The organism is Comamonas sp. (assembly GCF_036666375.1).
GTDB lineage: Bacteria > Pseudomonadota > Gammaproteobacteria > Burkholderiales > Burkholderiaceae_C > Comamonas.
This window is the reverse complement of sequence record NZ_JAVWWA010000005.1, coordinates 8991-21402: the sequence shown is the minus strand read 5'-3', so window position 1 is coordinate 21402 and position 12412 is coordinate 8991. Positions and strand designations below refer to the sequence as shown.

11 protein-coding genes are annotated in these 12412 nt (G+C 68.0%); 3 read left to right on the top strand and 8 right to left on the bottom strand.

The window, feature by feature from the left end; translation table 11 throughout:
- Positions 1–295: 295 nt before the first annotated feature.
- Genes RR928_RS01960 through RR928_RS01945 form a run of 4 tightly spaced genes read right to left on the bottom strand, consistent with a single transcriptional unit; the run spans position 296 to position 5118 of the window.
- Positions 296–1273: a tripartite tricarboxylate transporter substrate binding protein gene (locus tag RR928_RS01960; protein WP_332537882.1), complete on the bottom strand. Its 978-nt coding sequence runs from the start codon at positions 1271–1273 to the stop codon at positions 296–298.
- A 34-nt stretch (positions 1274–1307) separates the two neighbouring features.
- Positions 1308–2279, bottom strand: a complete 972-nt coding sequence (locus tag RR928_RS01955) for a Bug family tripartite tricarboxylate transporter substrate binding protein (protein ID WP_332537883.1) — start codon at positions 2277–2279, stop codon at positions 1308–1310.
- Positions 2280–2338: 59 nt separating this feature from the next.
- Positions 2339–3142 (bottom strand): 5-deoxy-glucuronate isomerase, encoded by an 804-nt coding sequence (iolB, locus tag RR928_RS01950; RefSeq protein WP_332537884.1) that lies wholly within the window; start codon positions 3140–3142, stop codon positions 2339–2341.
- Positions 3139–5118 (bottom strand): bifunctional 5-dehydro-2-deoxygluconokinase/5-dehydro-2-deoxyphosphogluconate aldolase, encoded by a 1980-nt coding sequence (locus RR928_RS01945; protein WP_332681325.1) that lies wholly within the window; start codon positions 5116–5118, stop codon positions 3139–3141. Before RR928_RS01945 ends, iolB begins: the two co-directional genes overlap by 4 nt.
- 95 nt (positions 5119–5213) lie before the next feature.
- On the opposite strand from RR928_RS01945, the gene RR928_RS01940 reads away from it, so the two are divergent.
- Positions 5214–6116 carry a MurR/RpiR family transcriptional regulator gene (locus RR928_RS01940; RefSeq protein ID WP_332537886.1) on the top strand — a complete coding sequence of 301 codons (903 nt, stop codon included), beginning with the start codon at positions 5214–5216 and terminating at the stop codon, positions 6114–6116.
- On the opposite strand, the gene RR928_RS01935 is transcribed toward RR928_RS01940, so the two are convergent.
- Positions 6089–6547, bottom strand: a complete 459-nt coding sequence (locus RR928_RS01935; protein WP_332681372.1) for a PACE efflux transporter — start codon at positions 6545–6547, stop codon at positions 6089–6091. The two genes, RR928_RS01940 and RR928_RS01935, sit on opposite strands and share 28 nt — an antisense overlap.
- Before the next feature lie 104 nt (positions 6548–6651).
- Between RR928_RS01935 and RR928_RS01930 the strand changes: the two genes are divergently transcribed.
- A complete protein-coding gene (locus RR928_RS01930) occupies positions 6652–7578 on the top strand; it encodes a LysR family transcriptional regulator (RefSeq protein ID WP_332537887.1) in 927 nt (308 codons plus the stop codon).
- Between the two features lie 19 nt (positions 7579–7597).
- Here the strand turns inward: RR928_RS01930 and RR928_RS01925 are convergent, their stop codons facing one another.
- Positions 7598–8371 carry a fumarylacetoacetate hydrolase family protein gene (locus RR928_RS01925; RefSeq protein WP_332681322.1) on the bottom strand — a complete coding sequence of 258 codons (774 nt, stop codon included), beginning with the start codon at positions 8369–8371 and terminating at the stop codon, positions 7598–7600.
- A gap of 238 nt (positions 8372–8609) precedes the next feature.
- Here RR928_RS01925 and RR928_RS01920 point away from each other — a divergent pair, with 238 nt between their 5' ends.
- Positions 8610–9926, top strand: coding sequence for a Glu/Leu/Phe/Val family dehydrogenase (locus RR928_RS01920; RefSeq protein ID WP_332537889.1), 1317 nt, complete (start codon positions 8610–8612; stop codon positions 9924–9926).
- Between the two features lie 22 nt (positions 9927–9948).
- Here the strand turns inward: RR928_RS01920 and RR928_RS01915 are convergent, their stop codons facing one another.
- Together RR928_RS01915 and RR928_RS01910 are read right to left on the bottom strand one after the other, a co-directional pair.
- Positions 9949–11343: a ShlB/FhaC/HecB family hemolysin secretion/activation protein gene (locus tag RR928_RS01915; protein ID WP_332681320.1), complete on the bottom strand. Its 1395-nt coding sequence runs from the start codon at positions 11341–11343 to the stop codon at positions 9949–9951.
- Positions 11344–11529: 186 nt separating this feature from the next.
- Positions 11530–12168 carry a hypothetical protein gene (locus RR928_RS01910; protein WP_332549270.1) on the bottom strand — a complete coding sequence of 213 codons (639 nt, stop codon included), beginning with the start codon at positions 12166–12168 and terminating at the stop codon, positions 11530–11532.
- Positions 12169–12412: the final 244 nt, after the last annotated feature.

The window sequence follows — 12412 nt, the reverse complement described above, 5'->3', positions numbered from 1 at the left end:
CAGGCAGGCTCACCACGAACGGTTGTCACCGTTCGCCCTGAGCGGGGTTGGCGAGCAGAGGTATTGCAAGGCGTTCAAAAGGAACAGCGGGCTTCATCCCCCGTTCGTCCTGAGTTTGTCGAAGGATGAACGGCCTGCGCTCAAAGCATGAGGACGGGTCGTTCATGGTTCGACAAGCTCACCACGAACGGTTTTACCGTTCGCCCTGAGCCCGTCGAAGGGTGAACGGCCTGTCCTCAAAAAAACAGCCCGGCATCCATCCGGGCGCCGGGCTATGCAGAGATCAGCCAGAAGCTCAGGCCTTGATTCCCAGCTTGTTCACCAGCTGCCTGAACGTCGCGTTGTCGCGCGCAATCACTTCGAGAAAGGCCGGCTGGTCGAGATAGCCTTCACCCATGTTCTGCTTGGCCATGGTGGCGCGCAGATCGGGTTCCTGCAGCGTGCGCGCCATCACCGTGCGCAGCTGCTGGATGATTTCGGGCGGCGTGCCCTTTGGCGCGGCCAGGCCGCGCCAGCCGCCTATCACCAGGTCGATGCCGCGCTCCTTGAGCGTGGGCACCTGCTCCCAGCCGGCCTGGATGCGCTTGTCGCCCATGATGGCCAGCGGCCGTATCTTGCCCGCGGCCACATAGGTCGCGACTTCGACCGGGGTCACCGCCACGGCTTCGATATGGCCGCCCAGAAGGTCAAGAACCGCGGGATTGGCGCCGCGGTAAGGCAGGTGGTTGAACTGCACGCCCACCTTGTCCTCGAGCGCCGCCGCCGCCAGATGGCCCAGCGAGCCCGGGCCCGCATTGCCTATGCGCACGCCGCCGACATTCTTCTTTGCCGCGGCAAGAAACTCTTCCAGAGTCTTGAACGGCGAATCGGCGCGCACGGCAATCGTTGCCGGGTCGGCGTTGAGGCGCGCGATGGGCACCACGTCGTCGGACGTGATCTTGGTCAGGCCCATGTGCGGAATCATCGTCATCTCGACGGTGATGATTGCCAGCTTGTAGCCGTCGGGCTTGGCGGCCGCGAGTTCGGACCAGCCCACGGCGCCGCTGGCGCCCGCGCGGTTCATGACGATCACGTTCTGCGGGAAATGCCGGCGCATGGTCTCGGCCATGGCGCGTGCCAGCACGTCGGTGCCGCCGCCGGCGGCAAACGGCACGATCAGCTCGACCGGGCGCTGCGGGTAGGCGCCGGGCTGCGCCCAGGCGGGCAGGCTGGCGGCGGCCGCGATCGCGGCCAGGCCACGGCCGAAGCCGCGGCGATTCAGGGATGCATGCATGTCTGTCTCCTCTTTATTCTCAGCCGCGCGCGCTTCAATCCAGCTGGATCTTTGCCGAGCGGATCACTTCGCTCCAGAGCTTCTGTTCGCTGCGCACGAAGTCGCCGAACTCGCGCGGCGTCATGGCCATGGGCTGGATGCCGATTTCCTCGAACTTGGCGCGCAGCGCGGGCTGGGCCAGGGCCGCGTTCAAGTCCTTGTTGAGCCGCTGGACCACGGGCGCGGGCAGCTTGGCCGGGCCGACAAAGCCTTGCCAGGCATAGGCCTCGAAGCCGGGCACGCCGGCCTCGGCCATGGTGGGCACATCGGGCAGGATGGCCATGCGCTGCGGCGTGGCCACGGCCAGCACGCGCAGCTTGCCGCCCTTGATCATCGACAGGCTGGGCGGCAGATCGACAAACATGGTCTGCACCTGGCCGGCCATCAGGTCCTGCAGCGCGGGCGCCGAGCCCTTGTAGGGCACATGCAGCAGGTTGCTGCCGGTGCGCTGCTTGAACAGCTCCAGCGCCACATGCAGCGGCGAGCCCGGGCCCGACGAGCCCGAAGTCACCTCGCCCGGATGGCTGCGCACATGGGCCAGGAACTCGCGCATGTTCTTTGCGGGGAAATCGGGGTGCACGGCCAGCACCAGCGGCATGCGGCCCAGGCCGCCAATGAAGCTGAAGTCCTTTTGCGCGTCGTAGCTCAGGCTGCGGTACATCGCCGGGTTGAACGCCAGCGTGCCCGAATCGGCCGTGCCCACGGTATAGCCGTCGGCGGGCGAGCGCACGATCTGCGTGGCGCCGATGATGGTTGCCGCGCCGGGCTTGTTCTCCACCACCACGGTCTGGCCCAGCTCCTTGGACATGCCGATGGCGAGATTGCGCGCAATCACGTCGGTGGTGCCTCCGGGTGCATAGGGCACGACCCATTTGACGGGCTGGGCCGGAAAAGCCGCCTGGGCCTGTGCCAGACCCGTGCCGAGCAGGGCCGCGCCCAGCACCGCAATCAATTGCCGTTTCTTCATGTCTTGTCTCCTGGTTTTATGTTTTTTGCCCCAGCGGGGCGCTCTCACACTGCGGCGACTCAGGTCGCCGCAAGCATCCATTCATGCGCTGGATCGTTGCGAAATGCCCAGCGGCGCTCGGGTCCGGCCATGGTGTTGAGGTAGTACAGGTCGTAGCCATGCGGCGCGACGCAGGGGTGGTAGCCGCGCGGCACCATCACCGTGTCGCGGTGCTCCACGGCCATGGTCTCGTCGAGCGAGCGGTCGTCGGTGTAGACGCGCTGGAAGGCGAAACCCTGCTGCGGGTTGATCTGGTGGTAGTAGGTTTCCTCGAGCACGGTCTCGGCGTTCGGCTGGGCCGGATCGCTGCTGTCGTGCTTGTGCGGCGGATAGCTCGACGAGTTGCCCGCGGGCGTGATCACCTCGACCACCAGCAGGCTTTCGGCCGGCTCGGACTCGGGCAGGATGTCGCAGACAAAGCGCGTGTTGCTGCCCTTGCCGCGCACGCTGCGCTTCATCTGCGCGGGCGCGATCACGCGCTCGGGGTGCAGGCCCCTGGCCGGCGCCAGGCTCAGCGCGACTTCGGCCGCGGCCGAGGCGCTGATGTGCACGCCGCGCCCGGGCGGCACATACAGCGCCGCGGGCGCGCGTTCCTCGAACACCGAGGCGCGGTTGCCCAGCGCGCTGTACAGCACGCCGCCCACGCGCACGTCGACGCTGCCCGACAGCACCGTGAGGCACAGCTCGAGCGCGCCGGTCTGCAGCGCTTCCTCCTCGCCCGGCTGCAGGCGCAGCACCTTGAACGTGATGTGGCGCCAGCCCGCCGACGCGGGCGTGATGTCGGTGACGATGCGGCCCGGCTGGGCCTTGACGAGAAGACTCATGCGGTTGCTCCTGCGCGCAGCGCGCCTTGTGGTTCCATGCCGGCCGCGGCGCGGCTGGCGCGCCAGCCGGCAATCAGTTGCCGGAAGTTGGCCGCGACCTGGGCATGCAGGCCGGCGTCGTCGATCTCGCCGCGCAGCCAGGCCAGGGCCGGCGCCGACCAGACGCTGCGGCCAATCATGAAGCCCTTGACCAGCGAGGCCGGTGCCTGGGCAAACGCCGCGATCAGCTGCTCCACGGGCTGGGACAGCCCCAGGATCACCGCGCCGCGGCAGTAGGGGTCGCGTTCCTGCACCAGCGCTTCGAGCGCCAGCCACTGGGCGCGCGACATCGCGCCCACCTTCCACCACTCGGGCTTGAAGCCCAGGTCGTAGAAACGTTCAATGGTCTGCACCACGCATTCGCCGCTGTCGCCGGGCGCGATCTGCTCCTTGGGCGGAATCACTTCGAGCAGCAGTTCATGGCCGCTGGCGCGCGTCGCTTCCCAGACCTGCTGCAGCCACTCCTCCTGCTCGGCGCGCAGCGCGGCCGCGTCCTGGGGGTGGTAGAACACCAGGCATTTGACGGTCTGCTCGCGCGGCCAGTGCTGCAGCTGCGAGGCCAGCGAATGCGTGCCGTCGAAACGCAGCGGGCGCGAGCCCGGGCGCTCTATGGGGCGGCCCACCCACCAGCCGCGGCCGGTGGCGTCGTGCAGCGCGGCTTCGCCTATGCGGCCGTCGATCAGCACGCCCATGCGGCCCTTGCAGCCCGGGTCGTTCTCGACATCTTCGACCACGCGGTTGATCAGGCGCTTGAGCTGCGGCAGGCGCGCGCGCTCGGCGCCCGCCTGGTCGGCCAGTTCCTCGAACTGCGAGCGGTGGTCATAGGCCAGCACGCACAGCTCGGGCCAGGCCGGGCGCGCGGCCGTCACGCGGTGCAGATGGGCCAGCTGCGGGTCCTGGTCGGGGCGCGCCTGGCGCTGGCCGGAAAACCAGTGCGCCAGCTCGGCCGGCGTCGGCATGGCGGGCGCGCAGCCGTGGCGCGAGACCACGATGGCGCCGCAGGCATTGGCCATGGCCGCGGCCGCGGCAAACGACTTGCCGCGCAACAGCCCGGCCAGCAGGCCCGAGGCAAACGCGTCGCCCGCGCCCAGCACGTTGAGCACTTCGATGCGCTCGCCAAGCACCGTGAGCGCGTCGTCTATCGCCGCGGGAATCGCGCCGTCGATGATCGAGCAGCCCAGCGGGCCGCGCTTGACGACAAACACCGCCGCCGTGCATTCGCGCGCGCGCCGCAGGCTGGCCATCAGGTCGCCTTCGGCGCCGCCGGCAATCATCCATTCCTCTTCGGTGCCTATGATCAGCTCGAACAGGCCCAGCTGCTGCTGCAGATGCGCGCTGACCTGGTCGTTGCCTATGTAGCGGGTCTCGCCGTCGCCCTTGCCCGTGAGGCCCCACAGCACGGGGCGGTAGTCGATGTCGAGCACGCGCACCAGGCCGTGGCGCCCGCCGATCTCCAGCGCCTTGCGGCTCGCGGCCAGCACGCCGGGCGTGCTCAGGTGGGTGCCGGTGATCACCAGGCTGCGACACTGGGCCAGGAAGTCTTCGTGGATATCGTCTGTCGACAAGGCCATGTCGGCGCAGTTCTCGCGCGCAAACAGCAGCGGGAACGTATCCTGGTCCTTGATGCCCAGCAGCACCATGGCCGTGAGGCGTTCGGCGTCGACCTTGACCTGGCTCACGTCGCAGCCTTCGCGCTGCAGCGTGGCGCACAGGAAGCGGCCGTTTTGCTCATTGCCCACGCGCGAGATCATTGCCGAGCGCATTCCCAGGCGGGCCGTGCCGAAGGCGATGTTCGCGGAAGAACCGCCCAGGTATTTGGAAAAGCTGCTCGCCGCCTCGAGGCTGCAGCCTATCTGCTGGGCATAGAGATCGACGGCCAGGCGCCCGAGGCAGGCGACGTCAAAGGGGCGGTCGGCGGGAAAAGGCAGCGTGCTCATGGTTTCCTTGTTGGTCACATCGGCAGCGCGCAGGCCCCGCCGGATAATCTTCGCCAGCGGATGATAATCCGATATAGAAAATATTTTCTAAATTTATGAAAAATAGAACAACCTCCCAGGAAACGCCGCCGTCCTCACAATCCCCTGCGGGCTTTGCGGATACCCAGGCTTTCCTGGCGGTGGTGCAGGCGCAGTTCGACAGCCTGAGCCGCCAGCTCAAGGCCATTGCCCGCCATGTCGAGATGCACCGCGACCGGCTGGTGCTCGACGGTGTGCAGGCCACGGCCGAGGCCTGCGGCGTGCAGCCGTCCGCCGTGGTGCGCTTTGCCAAGCACTTCGGCTTCAGCGGCTATTCCGAGCTGCAGGCGCTGTTTCGCGCCGACGCCGAGCGCCAGCTCGCGCCCAACCGCGGCTACCAGGAACGCATTCGCGGGCTGATCGTTCCGGGCGCGCAGACGCTGGCCGTGGGCCAGCTGGCGCGCGAAGTCATAGAGCGCAGCGTCGACAGCCTGCAGGCGCTGCAGCGCCAGCTGCCCGACGACCGCTTCGAGGCCGGCGTCGATCTGATGGTGCAGGCGCCGGCCATCTGGCTGGCGGCCTCACGCCGTGCCTTCCCGGTGGGCGCCTATCTGGCCTATGCGCTGCAGCACACGGGCAAGGCCGTGCACTGGCTCAACGGCCTGGGCGCGATGCAGCAGCTCGAGCTGCGCGCGCTGCGCCCCGGCGATGTGATGCTTGCGGTGTCGTTTGCGCCCTATGCGCAGGAGACGCTGGAGATGGCCCAGGCGGCCGTAGCGCGCGGCGCGCAGCTGATCGCCATCACCGACAGCCAGCTGAGCCCGCTGGCCGCCCAGGCCAGCGTGGTGCTGATTGCCCAGGACGGCGCGACCTTTGGTTTCCGGTCGCTGACGAGCACGCTGGCGCTGGCGCAGTCGTTGTTTCTGGGCCTGGCCTACAGGCTGGAGCTGGCTTATGAGGCGCCGGTGGCCACGGACTGAGGCAAGTCCTGGGGCTGGGCCGAAGACGGCAGGCCGAACACCCGGTCAAACGCCCAGTTGAACGCAAAGGTATAGACCAGGAAGAACAGCAGCAGGCCCAGGTCCATCAGAAAGGCCTGCCACAGGCTCACCTTGAACCACCAGGCAAACAGCGGCACCAGCATCACGACCAGGCCGCCTTCCATGCCCAGCGCATGCGCGGCGCGGCGCGCAAAGCCGCGCCCGCGCTGCGCCTGGCGCGCTTCCCAGCGCTCGAACAGGCCGTTCCAGACCACATTCCAGGCCACGGCAATCGCCGAAGTGATGACCGCAACAATGCTCGAGTGCGCCGCGCTTTCGCCGGTCAGGGCGGAGAGGCCGTAGGAGGTTGCGGCAATGGCAAACAACTCAAACAGGGTGACATAGACAACGCGCCGCCACGGGCCCTGCAGCTGGCGTTTCGGAGAAGAAATATTCAAAGACATGGGCTCAATGTATAGGGTTTCCACTGATAACAAAAGTCAGTATCTTTCAGATTTACTGATAGATTGCGGCGATGGCCTTTTCCTCCGATAACGTTCTGGTGTTCCTGGCCGTGCTCGACCACGGCTCGTTTTCCGCCGCCGCGCGCGCGCTATCGCGCGTGCCTTCGGCCGTGAGCATGGCGATCGCCCACCTCGAAGCCGAACTGCAGCTCAATCTGTTCGACCGCAGCGGGCGCGAGCCCCGGCCTACCGAAAGCGCGCGCGCGCTCGAGCCCCAGGCGCGCCTGCTGGCCGCGCAGCTGCAGCAGCTCAACGGCCAGGCGCTGGCGCTGACCCAGGGACTCGAGCAGCGGCTGAGCATCGCCATCGCGCCCGAGCTGCTGGCCTCGCGCTGGACCGCGGCGCTGGCCGAACTCGCCCAGGCCCACCCCTTGCTCGAAGTCGAAGTGCTGGCCGCGCCGCAGGAAGACGCGCTGGCGCTGCTGCACACCGGCCGCGCGCAGCTCGCGCTGGTCTTCGAGCGTCCCAGCCTCGACGGGCGCGAGGGTTTCCAGGAAGTGGGCAGCGACACGCTGATCGCGGTCATGGCGCCCGATCATCCGGTGCTCGAGGCCGCGCGCCGCGAGGCCGCGGGACGCGAAGGCATGCCCGCGGCGTCACTCAGCGAAGAGCATCTGAAGACCACGCGCCAGATCGTGGTCGCGAGCCGCGACCTGGGCCAGACCGACGCGCGCTTCGTCTATGCGCGCCACATCTGGCGCACCGACAATCACCTTGCCGCGCTGGGCCTGATCGAGGCCGGCCTGGGCTGGGGCTGGCAGCCGCGCTCACTGGTCGCGCCGCGCATCGAGGCCGGCCGGCTCGTCGAAATGCCGTTTTCCAATCTGAGCAACGGCCTGCGCCTGTGGGTCGACGTGGTCTGGTCCAAGCAGCGTCCCATGGGCCTGGGCGCACAGCTGTTCGTGCAGGCCATGGGCAAGCAGATGGCCGGGGACTGAAGCCGCCCCCGCGGCCCGATCACAGCTGCAGAAAAGCTTCTCCTATGCCGTCGAACTGCACCTGCACGCTGTCGCCGGCCTGGGCAAGCGCCAGCCCGACCCAGCTGCCCGTGGTGACCACCGTGCCCGCGGCAAGCGTGCCGTAGGCCATGGTCGCATGGCGCAGCCAATCGGCCAGCAGCCAGGCGGGATCGCCCAGCGAATGGGTGCCGGTGTGCACGCTGGTCTCGCCGTCGCCCAGACGCAGCCGGCAGACCTGGGTCGACCAGTCGGGCGCGGCGCGCACCAGGTCGCAGGCCTGCCACTCGCCGATGACCAGCGCGCCATGGCACAGCTGGTCGGCCATGAGCAGCGGCGGCGGCGCGGCAAACTGCTGCTGCCAGCGCGACTCGACCACCTCAATGCTCACCGCCATGGCATCGACCAGGCCCGCGCATTCGCCGGCCTTCAGCTGCCAGGCCTGGGCCACAGAAACGTCCTGGCCCAGGCGCAGCGCGATCTCGGCCTCTATGCCGCGCGTGTGCAGCGGCCAGTCACCGGCGCGCGCGGGGCTGGACCAGACGCCGGCCGGCGGCAGCGGCGCATGCGTCAGCGGGGCGCCGCGCTGCGGCCCACCCGACTTCCAGGCGCGCGGCGCGCCAGCGGCAAACCAGTCCAGCTCCCGGGCCACAGCCTGCTGCACCGCATAGGCATCTTCGGGGCTGGACAGGCTGCCTGCCAGCGGCTGGGCATCGGCGAGTTCTGCACGCGCACGCGCCTGCAGCAAGGCCTGGGAAACGGCTTCAACGGACATGGAACTCCTGGGCAAAGACAGTGACAGAAAAAGGGTCGCAAAAACACCCCGGCCGAGCCTGCATTCTTCCGCAAAAACCGCGCTTTCGGACGCTTGTTTCAGAGAGGAACTCCATGGTTATGCACGAAATGCATAACAACCAAAACAAGCGGCGTTGGACAAGCCGCAGCCACAGGAATAAGCTGAAAAACAGGTCATCCATTTTGTGACCACTGCTTCAAACGCTTTGGAATATTCCATGCAAAACACCCCTGCCTCCCCGTCGACCAGCTCTCTGCCGGCCCACCCCCTGCCCTCCTATCTGCAAGCCGACAAGCTCGGCCCCTGGGGCATCTACCTGCAGCAGATCGATCGTGTCACGCCCTATCTCGGCCACCTGGCACGCTGGGTCGAAACGCTCAAGCGCCCCAAGCGCGCGCTGATCGTCGACGTGCCTATCGAACTCGACAACGGCACCATTGCCCACTTCGAGGGCTATCGCGTGCAGCACAACACCAGCCGCGGCCCGGGCAAGGGCGGCGTGCGCTTCCACCAGGACGTGACGCTGTCCGAAGTGATGGCCCTGTCGGCCTGGATGTCGATCAAGAACGCGGCCGTCAACGTGCCCTACGGCGGTGCCAAGGGTGGCATCCGCGTCGACCCCAAGAAGCTGTCGAATGGCGAACTCGAGCGCCTCACGCGCCGCTACACCAGCGAGATCGGCATCATCATCGGCCCCAACAAGGACATCCCCGCGCCCGACGTCAACACCAATGAGCAGATCATGGCGTGGATGATGGACACGTATTCGATGAACACCGGCTCCACGGCGACGGGCGTGGTCACGGGCAAGCCCGTCGACCTGGGCGGTTCGCTGGGCCGGCGCGAAGCCACGGGCCGCGGCGTGTTCACCGTCGGCGTCGAAGCCATGCGCCGCACCGACATGCGCATCGAAGGCGCGCGCGTCGCCGTGCAGGGCTTCGGCAATGTGGGCGGCACGGCCGCCAAGCTGTTTGTCGAAGCCGGCGCCAAGCTGGTCGCGGTGCAGGACCACAGCGGCAGCATCTACAACGATCTGGGCATCGACGTGCCCGCGCTGCTGCGCCATGTGCAGCACACGGGCGGCGTGGGCGGCTTCGCCGGCGCCGACGTGCTGGCCAAGGAAGAGTTCTGGGGCGTCAACTGCGACATCCTGATTCCGGCCGCGCTCGAAGGCCAGATCCACCTGGCCAACGCCGGCCAGATCAAGGCCAAGCTGGTGATCGAAGGCGCGAACGGCCCGACCACACCTGAAGCCGACGACATCCTGCACAACAACGGCGTGCTGGTGCTGCCCGACGTGATCGCCAACGCCGGCGGCGTCACCGTGAGCTACTTCGAATGGGTGCAGGATTTCTCCAGCTTCTTCTGGAGCGAGGACGAGATCAACGCCCGCCTGGTGCGCATCATGCAGGACGCCTTTGCAGGCGTCTGGCAGGTGGCCCAGGACCACAAGGTCAGCCTGCGCACCGCGACCTTCATCATCGCCTGCCAGCGCATCCTGCATGCGCGTGAAATGCGCGGCCTGTACCCCTGAAGCCCCGGCCAGGCCGCGGCCGTCAGAAACGGTAGGTCGCGGCCAGCCAGATACGCGGGTTCTTGTAACCCAGGCGGGAACCGGGCCGGTGCCCGCCCGTGCGCCAGGCCACCACGGCCTGCGCGCTCCAGGACTTTTCGGTCCAGCGCAGACCCAGGCCCGCGCCCGACAGCGAACGCCAGTTGTCTTCGCGCCGCCAGGGGCGGCGCCGCAGCTTCACCTGTCCTGTGTCGGCAAACACAAAGGGCTCGGCGCGGCCCATGGGGTGGCGCAGTTCCATCTGCAGCAGCCAGCCTTCATCGCCCTGGCCTTCGGCACTGGTCCACGCGCGTATGCGTTGCGGCCCGGATGCCGCAAACCACTTTTCGCTGTCGAGGTTGCGGCTGGCTTTCTGGCCCGCAAAGCGGCCCCAGAGCACCCAGTCCTTGCGCAGTGTCTGTTCGTGGCGCAGATCGGCGCTGAGCAGCCGATAGTGCCCCTCGGTGTGCGCACTGGTGCGGTCCTCGTTGCGCAGCCCATGGTCGAGCTTGAGCCGCCCCAGGCCCAGCGTCAGTTCGCCCGACGTCTTGCCTTTGTCGTTCGCATATTGGCCACTGAGCTTCAACGGCAGCATGTTCAGCGTGCGATGCTCCTGCACCGGCGCCTTGCCGCGCGGACTGGCCGTGTCATCGGAATGCGTGCGCTCCAGGCCCACGCTCGCCTGGAGGTTGCCGGCCTTGTCCAGCCATAGCGGGTACGACAGCTCCAGCAACAGGATGTCCGAGGTCCCGCGCGCATTCAAGCCACGCCGTTCGCGGTGCAACTGGTAGTCGGTGTGGTCCAGCTCCGCACGCAGGCTCCAGCCGTTGATGCCCAGCGGCAACGAATAGCCGACAACGAGGTTCCAGGTGCCGTGCCAGCGGCGATGGCCTTGCAGGCTCAGCGCGTCGCCCAGCGTCCACAGGCTGGGAAGGTCAAGGGCAAAGCGCAGGCGCTGGTCTCCCGTGAAGCGGCTGCCGTGGTTGTCCAGGCCCACCAGGCCGCTGTAGCGCGGCTTGCGCGTCAGCGTCACGCTCAGATCACGCGCCCCGTCTTCCGCGGCGCCGAGCACTGACTTGCTGCTCACGCCCGGCAGTTCCTCAAGCAGCTGCAGCCGGCGCTGCAGCGCCTTTTCGTCTATCGGTTCGCCAGGCTGCAGATCGCGTATCCAGCGCGTGGCGGCAGGCTGCAGCGCGGCATCGTCGGTCTCGATGCGCACCGCGCCAAAGCGCCCGCCGCGCAGGCCATCATCCGGCACCGCAGCAGGCGCGGGCAGGGCCTGGGCCGCAGGCCCGTCCCCAGGCGGCTCCTGCGTCTGCGCGAGTGCGGATTCGAGGCACAGCACAACGGGACACAGGGCCAGCCAGGCCCTGCGGGAAGCGATGGCGATGGAATGCATGGCGGTTCTCCTTGGCAAGCCAGGCATCTGATCCATTCAGACCCGGCCTTGACACAGACAGTAACCAGCAGACGCACCAATGGATAGGATGAAACTATCGGTAAAAATCAAAGAGATGCCGTCGCCGGCCTTGCTTGCGCTGCCGTCTGGCATGCTGTGCCGGCACGCACGCGCATGACAGGCGGCTCAGCTCCCGGTCGGGCCTATGCGCACCGACGCCCAGACGCGGTTCATTTCGGCGCAGAACGGCTGGGCGCAGCTGGCCTTGCCGCGGTAGGGACAGCCCAGCTCGGTGCACAGGCCCGTGCGCCGCTCCTGCAGCCGCTGGTCGTCGCGCGGCTGCTGGCCGCTGGCCTGAAGGGCCGCCATCTGCAGCCACGGGTCGTTCTTGGCCTGCAGCGCCACCATGGCCTGCTGCGCGGCCTGCGTGGACGGCAGCAGGCCGGCAAGCGCGCTCGCCGCCGACTGCGCGCCTTGCGCCGTGGGCGCCAGCGGCTGGAAATCCAGCCACAGCAGCGCGCTGGTGCGCAGCTTGTCCGCTCCGGGGGCCGCACCCTGCAGCACCAAGGCCAACGCACCCGACTCGAGCTGCTGCGCGGGCGCGGCAAACGGCAGCGTCAGTTGCGCCGTTCCCGCCGCGGGCAGGGACGCCATGGCCGGTGCTGCCGCGCCTGCGGGCAATGCGGCCGCGGCCTGCATCTGCGCCCAAGCCTGCGGCACCTGCAGCGTCAGCGCAAAGCCGCGCTCGCCTTCGGGCGTCTGCACCACGCCTTGCTGCACCAGCCAGGTCAGCATGGGCGGCAGGCGCGGGGCAGCATCAGCCACGGCCGTGCCGGCAAGCGCTGGTGCCGCCAGAGCCATGGCAGGCATTGCCGCTGCCGGGGGGGCAGCGTTTGCCATCGCCGGGGTAGCGACCGCAGCAGTATTGGTTGAGGGGGCCGACGTCGCGAGCGCCGGCGTGGCAGCGGTGGAGGGGAACGCAGTGGCCAAGGCAACCATGGACTTGCCGCCAGGCAGGTCCGTCACCGGTCCGGGGATAGCGACATTGCCGCTTGCAGGCGCATTGCCG